Source organism: Janthinobacterium sp. 75 (assembly GCF_004365495.1).
Taxonomy (GTDB): domain Bacteria; phylum Pseudomonadota; class Gammaproteobacteria; order Burkholderiales; family Burkholderiaceae_D; genus Janthinobacterium.
Genome location: NZ_SORD01000001.1, coordinates 2,492,182 through 2,513,010, shown reverse-complemented (window position 1 = coordinate 2,513,010; position 20,829 = coordinate 2,492,182). Strand labels below are relative to the sequence as shown.

The following is a 20,829-nucleotide window of genomic DNA, read 5'->3' as shown; positions in this document are numbered from 1 at the left end:
GGGAAGGTCAAGCTCTATTTTTGCCTGAAGAAAACCTTAGCGTACTACGCAGTCGATGGTGGCAGGTGTGCCGGGGCCAGCGGCATCACTTGCGCCGGACGATGTCGCCACGAACGCCGGTGGCAGCGTGAACGGCATGCCGGGATTGACGGGCAGCAACACGGGCGGCTGCCTGAAGTTGGGCGTAAAGCCAAACTGGCCGGGGGCAAAGCTTTGCGCGCCAGCAGGATTGCTCACCTGAATCAGGCCATCGATCACGTGCACATACAGGCCGGGAGCCAGCCCTTGCCCTGCCGATGGCGGCGCCGATGTCAGCGGCGGTACCGAGGGAGCAACATAGTTGGCAACAAACGTCGTGCCGCGGATGCCGATGGTAGCGGCCGGCGTCTTCATCTCGAAGCGCTCTTTGTTGCGCTTGCCAAGCAGCCCCGTGACGGAACGCAAACCGCCCTTGAGCAAACTGAAGATGGCGTGGTCGTCATCAGGCTGCTCGGCTGCGTAGCTGAATTGCTCGATCACGAAACTGGTATTCGGCTTCAAGGTGATTTCGCTATTGTCGATCAACTTGATCAATGCATAGGTCTCTTTTTCCGTCAGCAAGGTGTCGCCCTGCTCGACCTCGGACTTGACGGCCAGGATTTTTACCTTGCCATCCGCCTTCTTTGCCATCAACGGACCACTCAACTGCATCACCGTGCCCGCCACCTGTCCGGCCCAGGCGTGCGCGCCCAGGCACATCAGCGCCAGCCACAACAGGGCCTTAGTTGCAATAGGTTTTTTTAATAGAGTCATTGTCTTTGTATCCTGTTGATTTGCCTGTGCCGCCGGCAACACTCTTGTCGTCCGGCACCTTGTCATCAGGCTTGGCTGACTGCCTGGCGGGGAGCGGGTCGTTGCTACGGTCGGTCTGATTGATGATGCGCAAGGCGTCGCTGATGGCAGCGCTGATGACAGCGCTGATGACGGGGGGGGCGACGGGAGGGGTGACGGGCGGGGTAACGGGCGGGTCGATGGTCGTGCCGGGCAGGAAGATGACGTCCGGCATGGCCACCGCGCCCTTCGGCGCCTGCAAGCTGACGTTGGCGCGCTGGCGATTGATGCGCACGCCCTGCGTACCCGTGATGCTGCCCGTTTTCGCCAGCACGCTCATGCTGGCCGCTGCCGGCAAGGTGAAGGTGGCCGCGTCCGCAAAGCGCACAGAGCCTTCCGCGCTGGCGCTGAAATTGCCGCCGCCGAGAACACTGGCCTTGCCGCCAACACTGATGTCGCGGCCCGCCACCAGGCTGATGTCGCGCAGCGCTGCCAGTTGCGCGCCATCGCCCAGCACCACGTCCGTGCTGGCGTTGAGCGCAATGTCATTGCCCTGGATCTTGCCGTTGACGGTGACGGGGCTGTGCGCCGTCAAGGTGACGTTGCCGCCATTCGCATTGATATCGCCGGCCGCGATGCCGCCCGTGTTGTCGATGGCGATATTGCCGGCGCCCGTGGCAAGTTTGCCCAGCGCCAGGCTACCGGGCGCCGAAGTATTGTTCAGCATGATCCCGCCAACGGCACTATTATTTGCCGTAAAGCTGCCCACCCGGTTGCCCGCATTGCCCAGCACGATGCCATTCTGCGCCTGCGCTGTCACGCTGCTGGCGAGCAGCGCACCATCCTGGCCGATAGCGCCGTTCAAGGCGTTCAGACGCACATCGCTGGCCGCCAGGCTGGCGAAGCGCAAGTCGCCAGCCGCTTGCGTGATCGCCAGCTGGCCCGCCAGTGCGATAGCGCCGGCCGCCTGGCTGAAGCTGTTGGCGACAAGCAAGTTGCCATTACCGCTCAGCACACCGCCGCCTTGCGCATAACGCTCCGCCGACAGGCTGCCGTTCAGCAGCAAGCTACCACCGTTGATTTCCAGGCCGGCCAGACCGCTCAGCACGGAGCGATCGAGCGCGCTTTCACCGAGGGTCAGCTTACCGCCCGTCAGCAGCAAGCCCGTCGCGGAAGTCAGGTTTTTCAGGGTGGTGCTGCCGGCCGCCGCGCTATAGGTGACGATGCCCTTGCTGTTGGTAAAGTCGACAGCCAGCACGTTCGCGCCTTCCGGCACCACGCCGCCGTCCCAGTTGGCCGCATCGCTCCACAAGCCGTTGCCACTGCCGACCCAGGTGGACAATTGTTTTTGCGCAATTGTTGCCTGCGTCGTGGCACCCGTCGTCTCCAAGGTGTAGTTGCCCGCATCAGCGCCTGCCAGACGGAAACCGCTGGCCGTCACCAGTTTGCCGGTGCCCGCATTCTTGTCGGCAAAGCTGCCGCTGCCGCCCACCAGGCTGACCTCATCCCGGCCCAGCACGCCGTTCACCGAAGCGCTGACCGTCGTGGAAGTCGTACCGTCATACACCTTGTTGGCAGCGTTCAGGCTTGCCAGGCTCAGGGTGGCGGGCGTAATGCTGGCCAGCAAGCCTGTCGGCAAGACGATGAAGTAATTACCCGCATCGGCGCCTGACAGTATCGCGCCGCTCAGCTGCACGGCCTTGGCCGCGCCCACGTTCTTGTCCGCAAAGCTGCCCACGGCCGAGACTGTCAAGCTATCGCCAGCGAGACGGTCATCGCCCAGGCTCAGCTGCGCAAGCGACGTGCCATCGTAGACCTTGTTGCCCCCAACGCCGGACAGGTTCAGCGCGCGCGCGCCGATATCGGCCGTAGTACTGCCCGCAGTATTGCCCAGCACATAGTTGCCCGCATCACCACCGCTCACAGCCACGTTCGTCACCGTGATGGTTTTTCCAGACCCCGCGTTCTTGTTGCCGAACGCGGCATTGCCCGCCACCGTCAAGACGTCGCCATGAATGCGGTCGTCGCCAAAGCCGACTTGCGCATCTGTCGTACCGTCATACGTCTTGTTGATGCCATTGAAACGCACGTTCAGGGTGCGCGCCGTGATATCGGCCGTGGTACTGCCCACCGTTCCATCAAGCACATAGTTGCCCGCATCGGCGCCCGTCAGGAGACCCGTCGTCAGCTGGTAGTCGACGCTCTTGCCGCTGCCCACGTTCTTGTCACGGAAGCGGCCCTGCAAACCGGCCATGCTGACCCGGTCGCCCGTCACCATGCCTTCAAAATACCCAGTCAGGGCAGCCTGCAAGCTGCCATCGTAGACGCGGCTTTGCGCTCCCGTGACGCTATAGTGCAGCTGGCGCGCCCTGATGTCCGCTATGCCGTCGACCGTGCTCGAGGCCAGCTTGTAGTTACCCAGGTCATTGCCGTCCAGGACCAGGCCGCTGGCATGCACGGCCTTGCCGCTGCCCGCGTTCTTGTCGAGGAAGGCGGCGCTGCCGCTGACGCTGAGGTTATCGCCCGCCACAACGTTACCCAGTACAAAACTGGCGCCGTCGTAAGCCAGCGTGCCGTCATACACCTTGCCATTGCCGCCCAAGCTTACCGTCAGCGCGCGCGGCGTGATGGCCAAGGTGGTCATGCCGCCCATCGTGATGTCATACTTGGTCGACCACAGTCCCGTCGCTGCATAGTTGCCCACATTGCGCGCGTCGCTGCCGTAGCCGAGGCTGCCATTGACACCCGTATCACCGTCGAGCAGTCCCACATAGCTGATCGAACCGAGGAAGGCGGCCAGCTGCCCATCGTAGACCTTGCCAGCGGCGTTGCCCGAGATATTCACCTGCAGCTGCTTCAGGAGAGCCTTCAGCATTGGCGTCGTATAGCCTTCATAGATGCGCCACACGCTGCTGAAATTGTAGTCGTTGAAACTGCCTTGCTGCTTCATCTGCGCCGTGCTGAGGCCGCTGGAACCACCGCCATCGATTTGCACCAGTGAAGTGTCAGCATTGAAAAAACCATAGCCGAACGGGGAACCGGTAGCCACGCGGCCGGCTACCGCACCGACTGCCGCGTAGCCGCCGCCATTCACGGCACCACTGCTGAAGACATGGCTGACGCTGCCCGTACTTTCACCGACCAGCCCGCCCATGTTTTCCCAGGCCAGGATGGAATCGGCAGTGCCTGCCCGGCCCACGGCGCCGCTGGCATACGCATCATTGATGCTGCCGCCGTTCAGGCCTACCAGGCCGCCGATGCTGCGCGCGCCACTGACATCGCCGGTGGCATACGATTGGCTCAGCGCGCCCTGGTTGTTGCCCACCAGACCGCCGATCATTTCACGCGCGCCCGTCACAACACCGGTGGCGTATGAGGTCGCAATGCTGGCGCCGGACGCATTCCCCCCCACCAGGCCGCCAATCGCGCCGCCGCCATCGGCATTCACGCCGGCGACCATGCCGCTGCTGGCGGACAGTGTGATGGTGCCGCCGTTGCTGCCCACCAGGCCGCCGACATTGCGCTGGCCGCTGACGGCCATGCTGCTGTTGACGCTATCGATAGTACCGCTCACAACATTGCCCGCCAGCGCGCCCACGTTCGCCGTGCCGGCGACGCTGCCGCCGCTCAGGGTCAGGTTGCGCAAGGTAGCGCCCTGCACGGTGCCAAACAGGCCTGCCGCAGAACCGGGCGCCAGGTTGCGGTCGATTTTCAAATTGCGCAGCGTAAATCCGCCACCATCGAACATGCCGGAAAAGCCGCTGCCGCTGCTGCCAATCGGCACAAAACCCAGGCCATTGTTCCAGTTTGCGGTGCCGCTGGCATCCATATTGCCGGCCATACGATAGCTGTTGCCAAGGGCAAGGCTGGCGACACCTTGCAAACCATAGATATCGGCGAGCAGATACGGCGAAGAAACGCCGTCGCCGCCTGCCACGCGCAGGAAACTGGCGCCGCTGCCGATGGAAAAGTTTCTGGCGCTAAATCCTGGCAGGGCCGCCGCGTTTTGCACCCAGCTGCCGCCGTCCAGCACAAAGCTGCCACCCACCGTCACGGCGCCCGTGGCCATGATGGTGGAACCGGAGTTGATGTGCAGGTCGCCTGCGGTATTGAGCGCACCCGAGATGCGGATGCCGTCCGTATTGCTGCCATCGCCGATGGTCAGCGACGATGCCGAAATGCCGGCCACCTCAAGCGCGTTCAAACTCAGGGCCGTATCCGATTTGGTGCCCAGGTCGATGATGCGCGAACTGCTCAGGGGCTGGATGATCACCTTCGCGCCGCCGCCAGCGCCACCGAAATTGATGCCGCCTGCGAGACTCATATTGTCCGCCTGCAGGACCAGGCTTTGACCAGCGGCGCCGCTGCCGATCAACTGATTGCCACTGCCCGACAGCGTGATGCCGCCCGACGCGGCATTCGCGAGCAGGCTCAAATTGCCACTGCCTACATTGACTATGCCGCTGCCGGCCACGCTGGCGCCCGACAGCGACACGTTGCCGCCGTTACTGTTGATGGTGGCGGCCAGATTGACATTCGATCCCGGGCCGTAGGCGCCGCCGCTGCTGACAGCGTTGGCCGACAAGGTCACGTCGCCGCCTTGGGTCGTGATGGGGGCATACACGTTGATCGACTCGCCCGCCGTTGCAGTTAGTCCGACACCAGAATTGACCATGCTCACAATGCCGCTGAAGTTGATGCGGTGCTTGGCCTGCAACGTCACATTGCTGGTCGATCCGGCAATGACGCTGGCTCCGATGACCGTACTACCCGTTGACGCGCCTTGGTTAAAATCGTCAACATCGCTCAGGCTGCCCCCTGTTCCCTGTACGACTTCGATGTCGTAGGGATCGAGCATCCATACGCCCGTCTTGCCGCTACCCGCGCGCGCGCGCGTATCGACGCGGATGCCATCCACCGCCAAGTGATAGCCCGAGGTTTCCACGAAGCCGCCGTCGCCGCCCAGCGCGCCGCCGCGCGCGGAAAGGCTGCCGTGCACCTGCGCCGATGCATTGCCCCAGGCGATGACCTTGCCGCCGTTGCCGCTGTCGATGGCATCGGCATGCACGCTGGCGTCCTTGCCAACGAGCACCTGCCGCGCATTCTGCACGGCCGCGTTCTTGCCCTGGTAATCGCCGCCCAGCAAGACCGTACCGCCGCCCGTGGCGCCGCTGGCATCGATTGTCGCACTGCCCAGCAAGCCCACCTGTTCGCCCAGCACCTCGATGTCGCCGCCCTTGCCGGCCGCGCCCGTGGCGCTGGTGATGCTGCCCGCTTCGAGCAGCGTCTTGCCGCTGGCCTTGAGGACGATCTTGCCATGCTCACCGACGACGGCGCTGTTCGCATTGAGCACGCCGCGCTGGCTGACCAGCGCACCGGCCATGCCTATGCTGCCGCCCTGGGCAATGATCTGCCCCAGGTTCAGGGCCTGGTCGTTTGGCGCCGAGACCAACACGCGCAACTGCGGATTGCCGGGGTCGGCCAGCTGCACGCTGCGCCCGGCCGCCAGGATCACTTCGCCATTCGGCGCCGTGATGATGCCCGTGTTTTCCACGTTCGGCGCGATCAGCAGCACTTGCCCGCCCTTGCCAGCTTGGATGGTGCCCGCATTGCTGACGCCGCCGGCCACGCCGCCCGCCGTAAACTGGCGCCTGCCGGCCAGGAAATCCTCGTTCGACATGCCCAGGCTGGACGCTACCAGCCCGCTCACGTCCACTTTTGCTCCCTGGCCGAAGACGATGCCGTTCGGGTTGATCAGGAAGACCTTGCCGTTCGATTCGAGCGCGCCCAGGATCTTGCTGGGGTCTTGTCCCGTGATGCGGTTGAGCACGGCGCTATTGCCATTTTGCTGGATGAAGCGCGTGATTTCGCCCGCATGGATGGAAAAGCTCTGCCAGTTGATGATGGTGTTGGGCGTGTTCGTGATCGAGAAAATGTTTCCCTGTTGATTGAACGTCGCCTGTCCATGGACCACCTGCGGCAATGCGGGGTTGGCTTGCGCCGCGCCGAAGCAGCCGGCCAGCAACAGTGCCAGCGCCGTGCGGCGCAGGGGTGGCATCAGGATGAAAACGGAGGCGTGCTGGACATGGTTGTGCATGGTGTTCATCCTGATACTAGTAGGCCAAGGCGAGGCGGAAATGCAGGCGGTTGGCGCCCCGCTGCCCCGTGTCGCCGCCATTGACGACATGGGCGTAATCGAGTTGCAGATTGGCGTAGCGGCTCAACAGCAAACGCAGGCCGAGTCCGGCGCTGGCTATGCCTTGCGAAGCGCTTTCGCCAGGCAGCGCATGGTTGCGGCGCAGGCCGGCCGTGTCATAAAAGGCCAGTGCGCGGCACTGGAAACCGAGCGCCTGGCCGCACCAGTTCGGCGTGTACAGTTCCAGGTTCAGGTTGACGCCCATATCATTCGATACCTCGCGCTCCGCAAAACCCCGCACGGAGGCGGCGCCGCCGGCGCCGAACTGCTCGCCCGGCACCAGCGCGTCCGGCGTAACTTGCGCGTTGACGAGCGCGCGCCACTGCCAGTCGTCGGCCAGGACACGTCCTGTGCTTGCGCTCAGGCGCACGGTGCTGTAGGCCGCCTTGGCATGCGCGCGCACCCGGTCGAAATCGGCTTGCGCGCCATGCTTGCCACCGGGAATGTTGTGCGCGAAGGTGAGCGCCACGCTGGTCTCGCCTGCGGGCAGCGACCAGGCACCGATGTAGCTGACGCTGAGGGGATGCACGGTGACGTCGGCGCCCAGCTGCATGCCGAACAATTGCACACTGTTGCGGTAAGCCTTGTAATCGACGCCGTACACAAGCTTGGGTTCGAAATCGCCACGGCGGGCAAAGTTCTGGTTGTAACGGATGCCGGCCATGCTGCCCTGGCCGCTGACGGCAAGGTCAACAATACCGGCCGAAATGCTGCCCGAATCGACGTTCGAATAGCTGGCGAAAAAATCCATCGAGTCGCCCAGCGCATACAGCGGCAAGTGATAGCCGGCGCCATACACGCCCACCTTGTCCGGCTTTTCCAGGCTGCTCGTGTATTGCAGGCTGGCCACATGATCGCGCCCGAACAGGTTGGCATGCTGCAGCACCACGCCCACATGCGTCTTGCCCGTCTGCACACTGCCCGTATTGTCCACATTGAGCATGGCTTTCCAGGGCTTTTCATCGGCCACCGTGACAAAGGCGTCGATGGCGCCCGCCGGCTCGTCGGCCTGCAGGCGTACTTCGATCTTGCGCGCCGGGTTTTCATTGGCCAGCTTCAGGCTTTGCGACAGGGCCGGCAGGTTCGGCGTCTCGCCTTCGCGCAGGGACGGCAAGGCGCGCCGTACGTTGGCCTCGTCGACATGGGCATTGCCGCTGATGGCAAGCTTGCCCAGCGGCGTTTGCTGCACGCTCAGGCGCACTACGCCACGCTCCAGTTCCTGCTCGGGCAATTGCACCTGCACGGCGCTGTAACCACGTTCGCGGTAAGCCCCCTCGAGCGCCTCGACGGCACGGGCAATGTGGGAAAAATCGCGCTGAGCTCCCGTATAGGGCGCCAGCAAGGCTTGCACCTGCGCGGACGTGAGCAGGGTATTGCCCTGGACGTCGAAGCGGCGGATCTCGAAGCGCGGCACGCCGTCCTCCTGCGTCGCAGGAGCAGCTTCTTCCATGGAAACGGAGGCGCCGGCGGCGCCGACGGCGAACAGCAGCGCGGAACCCGCAAGCAGGTGCACCAAGCGATATGTCATGTGAAGGATTTCTTGTGTAACCGGACAAGCGCGCGGCCCGCAGGCGCCAGCGTGTCCCGCAATGGATTGAAGGCAAATTTTAGTCGGCTTTTAGTTTCCAGTCAGAAATTTCTAACATTTCTCCCAGATTTTTATCGCAACGCAGCAAAGAGTGTGCCCACGATGATGAAAAACGCCGCAATGGCTGGCATTTCAGGGCGCGATGGCGAGCCTATTTGCTGTGCAATTCGGTCACGCCATCCCAGTCCGCAGGCGGCGGCAGGTGACGATAGCGCTCCAGGCGTGCCGCGTACAGCCGATACAGGCCATCATCGGGAAAGTCAGCCTGCAGGCAGGCAAGCTGCGCGCCAGCCGCCGCCCAGTCGCGCGCGCGCAGCCGGGTCAGCACCGCATGCCAGCGCTCCAGCTGGGCCAGCTCGACGGCAGAGGCGCCGGCCAGCACGCAGCGCGGTTCGAAAATGGCCACCGCTTCCTGCTTGCCCAATACCCTGATCCGGTCGAGTTCGCGATACAGGAAATCCGGGGCGGCGGCGCGCGTGGCCTCGCCCACCACGATGCCCACGCCATACAGCTTGCTGGCGCCTTCCAGGCGCGCGGCCAGATTGACGCTGTCGCCCATCACGGTATAGGCGCGGCGGATGCGCGAGCCCATGTCGCCCACATGCATGGGCCCCGTATTGAGACCGATGCCGATGCGCAGCGCCGGCCAGCCGCGTGCGCAAAACTGCCGGTTCAGCCGCGCCGCGCTTTGCTGCATCAGCAAGGCGCTGGCCACGGCGCGGCTGGCGTGATCGGCAAAGGCGACAGGCGCTCCCCAGAACGCCATCACGGCATCGCCGATGTATTTGTCCAGGGTGCCGCCATGGCTGTCGCGGATATCTTCCGACATGGCTGTCAGGTATTCGTTGATGTATTCGCGCAGCGCGGCCGGCGCCATCTGCTCGGAAATGGCCGTGAAACCGCGCACGTCGGCAAACAGCACCGTCAGTTCGCGGTTCTCGCCCTCCATGGTGTAGCGGCGCGGATCGTCGGCCATCTCCGCCACCAGTTCGGGCGCCACATACTCGCCGAAGCGCGCTACCAGCGCGCGTCCCTTGCGCACCTCGAAAAAATAGCCCCACGCCAGGTTGGCGATGAATAGCGCGACGATCAGCAACAGCAGCACGGCGCCGCCCAGCACCAGGTCGTGCACGGCATACAGGAACAGGTTGATGGCGATGGCGGCCGCCAGCGCCCCCAGAGTAGCCAGCATCACGCCGGCCGGCGGCAGCACGGCCAGGGCGCCCGCCAGCAGCAGGCCAAACAGCATGATCTGCACCAGCTCGAACGCCAGCGCATAGTCGGGCCGCGCCTTGAAGCGCCCGTCGAGCATGGACTTGATCAGGTTGGCGTGCACCTCCACCCCCGGATACTCGGCATTCACGGGCGTGGCGCGGATATCGTTCAAGCCGGGTGCCGTGGTGCCCACCAGTACGATGGCGCCCTTCAGCAGCGCGGGCGGCACCGTGCCGGCCAGTACGTCGGACGCCGACACATAGCGGAAGGCGCCGCCATCGGGGCCGCCCGTCCCGCGGTACTGCACCGTGGTGGTCAAGGCTTCGCCCACGGGGATCGCCATTGCGCCGCGCGGCGTGAACAGCATGAGGTGGTCGAGTCCGCCGTTGGCCAGCTCGCGTGCCGACAGGGTATCGGCCGTGCCCGTAAAACGGGGGGCGATGGCGCGCGCCTGCAGGTAGACGGCCACAGTGGCCAGCGACAGCGAGGGATAATAACCGTCGCCGATGCGCTGCAACAGGGTCGAGGAACGCACGACGCCATCGGCATCGGTCAGCGCCGTAAAGATGCCGGCCCCTTGGGCGGCGGCCTGCAGGGGCGCGATATTGGCTTCGTAGCCGCGCGCCACGTAGGCCGTGACGGTGCGCCCGTTCAAATCGGCGACGGTAAAAGCGGGCTTGGGCAGCACACCCTTCCTTTGCTGGTCCGAGACGCTGTAACCGAGCACCACGGGCTTGCCGCGCATGGCCTCGGCAAACAGGCCGTCGTAGTCCATGGCCGGGCGCAATTTTTCCAGCTGAGCCGGCAAGCCTGCCACGCCCGCCAATTCGCCGCGCGACAGCCCTTGCAGCACGGCGTAGCCGGAACTGGTGTCCGCTTCGGGAAACGAGATATCGAAGCCCAGTACAGCTACGCCGTAGTGGCCGCTGAGCTGGTGCACCAGGCGCGCCTGGATATCGCGGCTCCAGGGAAAGCGGCCCACGCGGGCCAGGCTTTGCTCATCGATGTCGACGATGACGATGCGGCGGTCCAGCTGCGCCGTTTCGGCACGCATGCGCCAGTCGCCCAGCATGGCGTCAAGCCGCGCAATATTGTCGTTGCCGGCCAGGCACAGGATGGCGGCCGCCACGCTCAAGAACACACCCATGAAAAAACGCGCGCCATGCTTGCGCCATGCTGGTGCCAGCGCGCCGCGCCAGGCCCGCTTCACGGCGTGTAGCCCGGAATGGCCGCCTCGTCGACGGCATCGATCTGGTTCGGATGCAAGTGCTTTTCAGCGAAGGTCATATAGACTTTGCTGCGGATGAAAACGTCGAACAGTTCCGGGTCGATATGCCCGTTCAGGCTGAAATTGCCGAGGATGCGCAAGGATTCGGACAGCGACTTGCCCTTTTTATAGGGCCGGTCGCGTGCCGTCAGGGCCTCGAAAATGTCGGCGATGGCCATCAGCCGTGCCGGCACCGACATCTGCTCTTTCGTCAGCCCGCGCGGATAGCCCTTGCCATCCATGCGCTCGTGGTGGCCGCCCGCGTATTCGGGCACCTTCTGCAGGTGCTTGGGCCACGGCAGCGCTTCGAGCATGCGGATCGACACGCTGATATGGTTGTTGACGATGGCCCGCTCGGCTGCCGTCAGGGTGCCGGCGCGGATGGTCAGGTTTTCCGTCTCGTCGGCATCGAGAAAATCGCGCAGTTCGCCATCGGCCGCGCGCCAGCGGCGCCTGGCGATCTGCCGCACTCTTTCCTGGTCGGCCTGCGCCATGCTTTCACCGCCGATGTTCACTGTGCGGATGAAGTCGCGCTCTTCGCGCAGCGCCGCCAGCTCCAGTTCCAGCGCGCGACCGATGGCGTCCTTTTGCTGCGGCTGTGCCGCCTGCTGGCGCAGGGCCGCGATCTCGGCGTCGCGCAGCAGCACTTCGTAGCGCGTGTCGATCAGGGCGATGCGATCGAAGATTGTTTCCAGCTTGGTGGCCTTGTCGACCACGTGCACGGGCGTGGTGATCTTGCCGCAGTCGTGCAGCAGGCCGGCCAGCCACAACTGCTTGCGCTCATTGTCGCTGAGCCGGAAATCGGCCAGCGGCCCCGTTTGCGTGGCGTGCGCGGCGTCGGCCAGCAGCATCGTCAGCTCGGGCACGAACTGGCAATGACGGCCCGTGTAGGGCGACTTTTCGTCGATGCCGATATTGATCAGGGTAACGAGCGATTCCAGCAGCTCTTCCAGTTGCAAAATGAGCAGCTGATTGGTCAGCGCCACACCCGCCTGCGCGGCCAGCGCCTCGATGAAGCGCTGGTCGGTGGAGGAAAAGGCGCGCACCTGCCCCGTCTCCCCATCCTTGGCATTGACCAGTTGCAGCACGCCGATCAAATCGCCCTCGTGATCGCTCATGGGCACCGTCAGGATCGATTGCGTGTGGTAGCCGTGGTGACGGTCAAACTCGCGCATGCCGGAAAAATTGAAGCCCTCATCACGGTACACGTCGGTGATATTCACGCTGCGGCGCATGTTCGCAGCGTACGCAGCCACCGATGCCAGGTTAGGCTGGCCGGCGCCATCGAACAGGGGCACGCCCGGCAAGCCCATGTCGCCCCCCTGCGCGATGCCCAGGCTGTCGTTGACGGAGATGTCGAATGCCAGTTGGCGGCGATCGGCCATGGGCCGGTACAGGGTGGCGCCATCGGCGCCGCTCATGCTTTTTGCCAGCAGCACGATGCGCTGCAACAACGCGCCGATATCGTGTCCCTCGCCGCCCAGGCTATGGCCGAGCGCGACACTGAGTTCAGTCAATTGCTCCAGTCTGTGGGCGATTTTCTCAGGGTGCAACTGAGGCATGTTGATGGCAATCAGGTAAGGAAAGGGAAGTCTGCAAGCGCCAGTGTAACGGCCACCCTGCACACTGTACATTACTTAGTTACAACAAAATGAAATAACTTGCCGTATCGCAACACGCATAAATGTTGCCGCCAATCTCATTAATTAGAATAGAATCAACAATAATTACACCGTAACAAGGTACTGAATGAAATTCACGTTCAGGGGCGTGCGCGGCTCCATCCCCTCCCCCGGCCCGCGCACGGCGCGCTATGGCGGCAACACCACATGCATCGAAGTACGCACCGACAACGATAGCCTGATCATTCTCGATGCGGGCAGCGGCATCTTTTCGCTGGCGCAGCAACTGCCGCCCGGCGTGCCGGTCGACGCGCACGTCTTCATCACGCACAGCCACTGGGACCACATCCACGGCTTGCCCATGTTTAGCCCCCTGTTCGTGGCCGGCAACCGCATGCGCCTGCATGGCGCGCACGATGCCGTCGCCGGACGGGGCATCGAGCACGTGATGGCGGTACAGCTGCAAAACAGCTATTTCCCCGTCAGCGAAGCGGCCATGGCGGCTTGCATCGAGTACCGCACGCTGGCGCCCGGCGAAGCCGTCGAGGTGGGCGGCGCGAACGTGCGCGGCGCGGAAATGAACCACCCTGTCGTCAACCTCGGCTACCGTATCGACTGCGGCGGCGCCGCGCTGTTTTTCAGCGGCGACCACGAACCGTTCTACAACCTGCATCCGCCCGGCCATGCCGAGCATGCGCCCTGCGCGGCACGCAATGCGCAGCGCCAGGCCGGCATCGACGCCGTGGTCGCCGGCGTCGACGCGCTGATCATGGATTGCTCCTACACGCGCGAGGAGTATCCGGGCAAGCAGGGCTGGGGCCATGGCACCTTCGACGCCGCCCTCGACCTGGCCCTGCGCTGCGGCGTGCGGCGCCTGTACTGCACCCACCACGAACCGACCCGCAGCGACGAGCAGCTGGAAGCCGTCTTTGCCGACGTGATGGGCCGTTATGCGAGCCGCCTCAACGGCCTGCAGGTGTTCCTCGCCTACGAGGGGCTAACGGTGGAACTGGCCGGCGCATAAAAAAAGGGAGCCGCAAGGCTCCCTTTTTACTGGCGTTGGCTATCCATTACATAATATGGTGGCCAATCCACCATGCAACCGCCGCCACGAAAGCGGAGGCAGGAATCGTGAAGATCCATGCCCAGACGATGTTGCCTGCGACACCCCAGCGCACGGCCGACATCTTCTGCGCCGAGCCGACGCCGACGATGGCGCCCGTAATGGTGTGCGTGGTCGACACGGGAATGCCCAGCGCCGTCGAGACGAACAGCGTGATCGCACCACCCGTTTCGGCGCAGAAGCCGCCTACGGGTTTGAGCTTGGTGATCTTCTGGCCCATGGTCTTGACGATACGCCAGCCGCCGAACAGCGTGCCGAAGCTGATGGCCGTGTAGCACGAGATGATGACCCACAGCGGCGGCATGGCGTCGGCCGCATTCGAGTAGCCGGCGGCGATCAACAGCATCCAGATGATACCGATGGTCTTTTGTGCATCATTGCCGCCATGGCCCAGGCTGTAGGCTGCCGCCGATGCCAGTTGCAGACGGCGGAACCACTTGTCGACCTTGCGCGGCGTGGAACGCACGAAAATCCAGGACACGAGCAGCATCATGATGGAGCCGAACACAAAGCCCAGCACGGGTGCGATCACGATGAAGGCCACCGTTTTCCACAGGCCGGCCGCGACCAGCGCGCCCGTGCCCGACTTGGCGACGGCGGCGCCTACCAGGCCGCCGATCAGCGCGTGCGAAGACGACGATGGAATGCCGTAATACCAGGTAAACAAATTCCAGAAGATGGCGCCCATCAGCGCGCCGAAGATCACGTACTGGTCGATCACTGACGGGTCAATCGTGCCCTTGCCCACCGTGGCAGCCACGGTCAGCTGGTGGAACACGAAAATGGCGACGAAGTTGAACGTGGCGGCCATGGCAACCGCGGTCTGCGGCTTCAACACGCCCGTCGAGACCACCGTGGCGATCGCGTTGGCGGCATCGTGGAAGCCGTTCATGAAGTCAAACAGCAGCGCGAGGACGATCAACAGGCCTAGCACGTAGATGCTGATTTGTATGGTCATTGTAGTTTCTTTTCTGATTCTGGTTCAGGACATGCCCAACGCTTACGCGTTTTCGACGATGATGCCTTCGATAATATTGGACACATCTTCGCAACGGTCGGTCACGGTTTCCAGAATTTCGTAGATCGCTTTCAGCTTGATCAGGTTGCGCACGTCCGGTTCATCGCGGAACAGCTTGGACATGGCGGCGCGCATCACGTGATCGGCATCCGATTCCAGGCGGTCGATCTCTTCGCAGATGGCGACGATCTTGCGCGAGTTGTCCATGTTATGCAGCATGGCGACGGCGTCGCGCACCTTCTCGGTACAGGCCAGCACCAGTTCGGCCAGGCGCTTGGCTTCCGGTGTGACGGCTTTCAGGTCGTACAGCGAGACGGTCTGCGCCGCGTCTTCCAGCAGGTCGAGGATGTCGTCCTGGCGCGTGATCAGCTGATGGATGTCGTCACGGTCGATCGGCGTGATGAAGGTCTTGTGCAGCATTTCGACGGTGGCGTAAGTGACTTTGTCCGCCTGTTTCTCGATGCTTTCGATCGCATGCACGCGGTTTTCCAGGTCATCGAAATTGGTCATCAGGCCGAGCATTTCTTTGGCGCCCTTGACGCACAGTTCCGCGTGCTGGTTAAACAATTCAAAAAACTTGCCCTCAGTGGGCATCAAGCGTCCAAACATGTCATTCTCCGTTAAGCATTGAGTCGTGTTATTTACTACAGAAAGCCGCCCCGTTGTCGGGGGCGGCCAATGGAATTGCCAGTGCTGCTGAGTCTTAGTCGCCTTGGTAAAGCGCCAGGCCACCACTGTAATTGCCAAATTTGGTGTACTGCCCCATGAAGGTGAGGCGGATGCTGCCGATTGGACCGTTACGTTGTTTACCGATGATGATTTCGGCCGTTCCCTTGTCTGGCGAGTCGGGGTTATACACTTCGTCACGATAAATGAACAGGATCACGTCGGCATCCTGCTCAATAGCGCCCGATTCGCGCAAGTCCGACATGACGGGACGCTTGTTCGGGCGTTGTTCCAGCGAGCGGTTCAGCTGGGACAGCGCGATCACGGGGCAACCGAGTTCTTTCGCCAGGCCTTTCAAGCCCCGTGAAATCTCGGAAATCTCCGTGGCGCGGTTGTCGCCCGGCGTATTGGCCGACATCAGCTGCAAGTAATCGACGATGATCAGGCCCAGCTTGCCGCATTGACGCGACAAACGGCGCGAGCGGGCGCGCAATTCGATGGAATTCAAGGCCGGCGTTTCATCGATGTACAACTGCGCGTCGTTCATCTTTTGAATCGCATTCGTCAGGCGCGGCCAGTCTTCGTCGTTCAAGCGGCCCGTGCGCAGACGGTGCTGGTCGAGCTGCCCGACGGAGCCGAGCATACGCATGGCCAGCTGGGCGCCGCCCATCTCCATCGAGAACACGGCCACGGGCAAGCCGCTGTCGATGGCCACATTTTCGCCGATGTTGACGGAAAACGCCGTCTTGCCCATCGAAGGACGACCCGCCACGATCACCAGGTCGCCCGGCTGCAGACCGGATGTCATGCGGTCGAGGTCGATGAAACCAGTGGGCACGCCCGTGATTTCACTCTGATTGTCGCGGCTGTACAGTTCGTCGATGCGCTCGACTACTTGCGTCAGCAGGGGCTGGATCGCGGTCCAGCCCTGGGCGCCGCGCGCGCCTTCTTCGGCGATGGCGAAAATCTTCGACTCGGCCTCGTCAAGCATCTGCTTGACTTCCTTGCCTTGCGGGCTGAAGGCCGTGCCGGAGATATCGTCGGCGACGGTGATGAGTTTGCGCAGCACGCCGCGGTCGCGCACGATCTCGGCATAGCGCCGGATGTTCGCGGCCGATGGCGTGTTTTGCGCCATGGCGTTCAGGTAAGCGAGTCCGCCCACGTCATCGGCCTTGCCGAGCTGGGTCAGGGTTTCAAAAACAGTAATGACATCGGCTGGCTTGGAAGCGTTAACCATCTTGACGATTTGCTCGAAGATGATGCGATGGTCATAGCGATAGAAATCCTCCGCATGCATGAAGTCGGCGATGCGGTCATATGCTGCATTGTCGCGCAGCAGACCACCGATAACGGATTGTTCTGCTTCGATCGAATGCGGCGGAATACGGAGGGAATCCAGTTGCGGATCAGAGGGGGCGTTCATGGCGCGAATTATACCCGCTTCGGCGTGCTGGCAAAAATAAAGGGCTGAAATTGAGCGAAAAAAAGGCCACAAAAAAGCCGGGCGAACCCGGCTTTTCATCGTGCGGCAACGCTTGCGGGCCAGGCCCGCAGACGATTACGCGTTCGCGTCTGGAACGACAGCGATAACAACTTCCACGACCACGTCGGTGTGCAGAGCAACCGAAACGTTGTGCTCGCCAACGATCTTCAGCGGGCCGGTAGGCATGCGGATTTGTGCTTTTTCAACAGCAAAACCTTGCTTGGTCAGCGCTTCAGCGATGTCGAAGTTGGTGACGGAACCGAACAGACGGCCATCAACACCAGCTTTTTGAGCAACTTGAACGGTCAGGCCGCTCAGTTTTTCGCCCTGGGCTTGCGATGCGGCCAGTTTGGCGGCAGCAGCTTTTTCCAGTTCGGCGCGCTTGACTTCGAATTCAGCCACAGCGGTTGCCGTGGCACGACGTGCCAGGCGTTGCGGGATCAGGAAGTTACGTGCGTAACCGTCTTTGACTTTGACGACTTCGCCGAGGTTACCGACGTTAACAACTTTTTCTAACAGAATGATTTGCATAGTTCTTCTCCAGGAATATCTGACCGATTAAGCGTGGTGCAGATCGGTGTATGGCAGCAGCGCGAGGAAGCGAGCGCGCTTGATTGCGGTGTCAACTTGGCGCTGGTAGTGCGCTTTGGTACCGGTCAGGCGTGCTGGCATGATCTTGCCGTTTTCTTGGACGAAGTCTTTCAGCGTGTCGACGTCTTTGTAGTCGACTTGCTCAACGTGAGCTGCGGTGAAGCGGCAGAACTTCTTGCGTTTGAACAACGGGTTTTGCTGTTTGCGTTTTTCTTTAAGCTTGAGCTTATTTTTGTCGAACTTTTTACCGAATGCCATGTCAGGCTCCTGTATCTAAAATGCGCTAGTCGGGGTGACTGCACTAAAATCAATGATGTGAAACACCAAACTCTTGCTGTTGCGGCTCTTCCTGGCCAGGAAACCCGTGAACTGATAGACCCCGCCCAAGCTTGCCTGGCTGAACCGGCCTGATATTTCACCAGCGGCTAGCGCGGCAACATCAAACTCGGTCAAACGGGCAATTCCTGCTTCCATCTGCTGCGAACTGTGCTGCAATACTGCATTCACAATCGGCAACCCTGCCGGGGTGTAGCGCAATATTTCGCGCTCGGCAATGATGGCGGTTACTTGTAGCTGGTTCAGCGCACGATCCTGGTCAAGAATTAAGCTGCTGCTGCGGCTGGAGCGGCTGCTGGTGCTTCGGTGCGGTGGCTTTTGGCCGCGTCTTCGCGTTGTACCGATTTCATCATCGGCGAAGGAGCTGTTTCAGCTTTCTTCATTTTAACGGTCAGGTGACGCAACACGGCATCATTGAATTTGAATGCTGTTTCCAACTCGACCAGGGTCTCGTTGTCGCATTCGATGTTCAGGCAGATGTAGTGTGCTTTAGGCAGCTTTTGGATCGAGTAAGCCATTTGACGGCGGCCCCAATCTTCCACGCGGTGAACCGAACCGCCGCGGGTGGTTACGCTGGCTTTGTAGCGTTCGATCATCGCGGGCACTTGCTCGCTTTGGTCCGGATGGACGATAAAGACTATTTCATAATGACGCATGCAAACTCCTTCAGGTCGGATTGATAATCGCCCACCCCGGCGTCAAGACGGGTGTGGGAAGGTCAGCCGAAGATTATAACCGCCTTTTGCAAACGTTTCAATCATTCCTTCCACAAGCGCCCGAAAAGCCCGTGCGCCACCGTGCTTTCCGCCTGTGGACAAGTATTTCTTGCCAAATTCGCCGAAAAGACGGAAATCCCCTTGCATAGTGGACGATACTGTACAAAAATACAGACTGTTCATATAGACAGCATTTTAGTATGCACCCACCGCTCATGATCAAGCTGACAGCACGACAAGAACAAATCCTGAACCTGATCAAGGATGCGATTGAAAACACGGGCTTTCCCCCAACCCGTGCCGAAATCGCCAATGAACTGGGTTTCAAATCGGCCAATGCGGCCGAAGAACATTTGCAGGCCCTGGCCCGCAAGGGCGCGATCGAGATTTCGCCCGGCACCTCGCGCGGCATCCGCCTGATCGGTGCGGCGGCGAGCGCGGCCGCCGATGCGCTGGCATCGAAAGTGCCGGCAGCCCTGCTGATGTCGCTGCCCCTGATCGGCCGAGTAGCCGCCGGTTCGCCCATCCTGGCGCAGGAAAACCTGGAAGCGAGCTACAACGTCGACCCCGCCCTGTTCTCGGCCAAGCCTGATTTCCTGCTGAAGGTGCGCGGCTGGTCCATGCGCGACGCCGGCATCATGGATGGCGATTTACTGGCCGTCAAAAAGGTCGACAGTGCCAAGAACGGCCAGATCGTCGTGGCCCGCATCGGCGACGAAGTCACCGTCAAGCGCTACAAGAAAACGGGCTCCGTCATCGAACTGCTGCCGGAAAACCCCGATTTCAAGGTGATTACCGTATCGCCGGAAGATGAGTTCGCCTTGGAAGGCCTGGCCGTAGGTCTGATGCGCAGCTGGCATTAAGTTGCGTGCCGGGGTCAGACCTGCCGGGTCTGACCCCAGTTTTCAGTTTGCCTCAAAACTGGCACATGGCCTAATCACCGACACCGCTCTCAGCCCTCCAGCGCACCACGGAAGTCTTCCAGCAGATCGGCCTCATCCTCGATCCCGACGGATACGCGGATCAGCGATTCGGCGATGCCCATGCTAGCGCGGCGCTCGGCTCCCATCTCATAGAAGATCGTGTGGGCGACGGGAATGACCAGGGTGCGCGTGTCACCCAGGTTGCTAGCCGGAATCGCCAGATTCAGGCGATTCAGGAAATCGAAGCAATCGATGCCATCTTTTAATTCAAAGCTGAACAGCGAACCATAGCTGCGGAACAAGTCCGTCGCCAGCGCGTGCTGCGGGTGCGAGGACAAGCCTGGGTAATGCACTGCCGCCACGCGCGGGTCCGCTTGCAACATGGTGGCCAGCGCCAGGGCGTTCGAGCAGGTACGGTCCATGCGCAAGGCCATGGTTTCCGCGCCGACGGCGATATGGTGCGCCGCCTCCGGACCCAGCGAGGCACCGAAATCGCGCAAGGCCTTGGCGCGGATTTGCGCGATGCCCCACTGCGCCGGCGCCGCCTTTTTATAATTATCGAAAATGTTCGGGTACTGCGTCCAGTCGAATACGCCCGTGTCCGTCAAGCTGCCGCCCAGGGCATTGCCGTGGCCGCCAATCGATTTCGTCAGCGCATTGACCACCAGGCCCGCGCCCACCGCTTTCGGGCGGAACAGGTAGGGCGTGGTCATCGTATTATCGACGATGTACAAGATGCCACGCTCCTTGCACAGCGCGCCGATCTTCGCCAGGTCGGCGATCTGCGTGCGCGGATTGGCGATGGTTTCCACGAAAACAATCCGCGTTTGCGGCGTGATGGCGGCGGCCACATTGGCCACGTCCGTGGCATCGACGAAGGACACGGCGATGCCCTGCCCCGTCACCGTTTGCCACAGGCTGTTGGTATTACCAAACAGAAAAGCCGACGACACCACATGGTCGCCCGCGCGCAGCAAGGATTGCACCACGGCGCCAATGGCGCCCATGCCGGTGGCGAAGCACAGCGTCGCCACGCCATCTTCCATCTTGTTGACCTTGTCTTCCAGCGCGGACACCGTCGGGTTACCCTGGCGGCCGTAGCGAAAGCCCGGCTCCTTGCCCTGGAACACGGACGCCAGCTGGCGTGCATCGGCGTAACCAAAGGCGACGGAGGTATGCACAGGCTTGTGCAGCGAGCCGTGCTCGATGCCCTTGCGGCGGTCGTTATGCAGGATGGTGGTGGTAAAGCCGTAGTTTTTGTTGTTGCTCATGATC

Annotated in this window: 15 protein-coding genes; 2 read left to right on the top strand and 13 right to left on the bottom strand. The window is 62.1% G+C overall.

Going from position 1 to position 20,829, the window contains the following annotated elements; all coding sequences use genetic code 11:
* Window positions 1-36 precede the first annotated feature (36 nt).
* The 5 genes from C8C89_RS11400 to C8C89_RS11380 all read right to left on the bottom strand — a co-directional run bounded on the left by C8C89_RS11400 (window position 37) and on the right by C8C89_RS11380 (window position 12,638).
* Complete coding sequence (locus C8C89_RS11400; protein ID WP_243857974.1) at window positions 37-792, bottom strand: FecR family protein; 756 nt, start codon at window positions 790-792, stop codon at window positions 37-39.
* Entirely contained in the window at window positions 761-6,907 is a 6,147-nt protein-coding gene (locus C8C89_RS11395; protein ID WP_166674713.1) for a YDG domain-containing protein, read from the bottom strand. Before C8C89_RS11395 ends, C8C89_RS11400 begins: the two co-directional genes overlap by 32 nt.
* Before the next feature lie 16 nt (window positions 6,908-6,923).
* Entirely contained in the window at window positions 6,924-8,534 is a 1,611-nt protein-coding gene (locus tag C8C89_RS11390) for a ShlB/FhaC/HecB family hemolysin secretion/activation protein (RefSeq protein WP_133989963.1), read from the bottom strand.
* Between the two features lie 211 nt (window positions 8,535-8,745).
* Window positions 8,746-10,956: an adenylate/guanylate cyclase domain-containing protein gene (locus tag C8C89_RS11385; protein ID WP_133993305.1), complete on the bottom strand. Its 2,211-nt coding sequence runs from the start codon at window positions 10,954-10,956 to the stop codon at window positions 8,746-8,748.
* Window positions 10,957-11,015: 59 nt separating this feature from the next.
* Window positions 11,016-12,638, bottom strand: coding sequence for an HD family phosphohydrolase (locus C8C89_RS11380; protein ID WP_133989961.1), 1,623 nt, complete (start codon window positions 12,636-12,638; stop codon window positions 11,016-11,018).
* A gap of 187 nt (window positions 12,639-12,825) precedes the next feature.
* Between C8C89_RS11380 and C8C89_RS11375 the strand changes: the two genes are divergently transcribed.
* A complete protein-coding gene (locus C8C89_RS11375; protein ID WP_133989959.1) occupies window positions 12,826-13,722 on the top strand; it encodes an MBL fold metallo-hydrolase in 897 nt (298 codons plus the stop codon).
* Window positions 13,723-13,768: 46 nt separating this feature from the next.
* On the opposite strand, the gene C8C89_RS11370 is transcribed toward C8C89_RS11375, so the two are convergent.
* From C8C89_RS11370 to rpsF, 7 genes are all read right to left on the bottom strand, one after another.
* On the bottom strand, window positions 13,769-14,779 hold the full coding sequence (locus C8C89_RS11370) for an inorganic phosphate transporter (protein WP_101482256.1): 1,011 nt from the start codon (window positions 14,777-14,779) through the stop codon (window positions 13,769-13,771).
* A 42-nt stretch (window positions 14,780-14,821) separates the two neighbouring features.
* On the bottom strand, window positions 14,822-15,448 hold the full coding sequence (locus C8C89_RS11365) for a DUF47 domain-containing protein (RefSeq protein ID WP_010400015.1): 627 nt from the start codon (window positions 15,446-15,448) through the stop codon (window positions 14,822-14,824).
* 94 nt (window positions 15,449-15,542) lie between these two features.
* A complete protein-coding gene (locus C8C89_RS11360; protein ID WP_034750488.1) occupies window positions 15,543-16,928 on the bottom strand; it encodes a replicative DNA helicase in 1,386 nt (461 codons plus the stop codon).
* 135 nt (window positions 16,929-17,063) lie between these two features.
* Complete coding sequence (rplI, locus tag C8C89_RS11355) at window positions 17,064-17,519, bottom strand: 50S ribosomal protein L9 (protein ID WP_034783456.1); 456 nt, start codon at window positions 17,517-17,519, stop codon at window positions 17,064-17,066.
* A 27-nt stretch (window positions 17,520-17,546) separates the two neighbouring features.
* Entirely contained in the window at window positions 17,547-17,837 is a 291-nt protein-coding gene (gene rpsR / locus C8C89_RS11350; RefSeq protein WP_010400024.1) for a 30S ribosomal protein S18, read from the bottom strand.
* A 15-nt stretch (window positions 17,838-17,852) separates the two neighbouring features.
* A complete protein-coding gene (priB, locus tag C8C89_RS11345; protein ID WP_071322552.1) occupies window positions 17,853-18,161 on the bottom strand; it encodes a primosomal replication protein N in 309 nt (102 codons plus the stop codon).
* Between the two features lie 20 nt (window positions 18,162-18,181).
* Window positions 18,182-18,571 carry a 30S ribosomal protein S6 gene (gene rpsF / locus C8C89_RS11340; protein ID WP_034750499.1) on the bottom strand — a complete coding sequence of 130 codons (390 nt, stop codon included), beginning with the start codon at window positions 18,569-18,571 and terminating at the stop codon, window positions 18,182-18,184.
* Between the two features lie 275 nt (window positions 18,572-18,846).
* On the opposite strand from rpsF, the gene lexA reads away from it, so the two are divergent.
* Complete coding sequence (gene lexA / locus C8C89_RS11335; RefSeq protein ID WP_101482257.1) at window positions 18,847-19,494, top strand: transcriptional repressor LexA; 648 nt, start codon at window positions 18,847-18,849, stop codon at window positions 19,492-19,494.
* 89 nt (window positions 19,495-19,583) lie between these two features.
* Here lexA and C8C89_RS11330 read toward each other — a convergent pair whose 3' ends face one another.
* Window positions 19,584-20,825 carry a cystathionine gamma-synthase family protein gene (locus tag C8C89_RS11330; RefSeq protein WP_133989957.1) on the bottom strand — a complete coding sequence of 414 codons (1,242 nt, stop codon included), beginning with the start codon at window positions 20,823-20,825 and terminating at the stop codon, window positions 19,584-19,586.
* Between the last annotated feature and the right edge of the window lie 4 nt (window positions 20,826-20,829).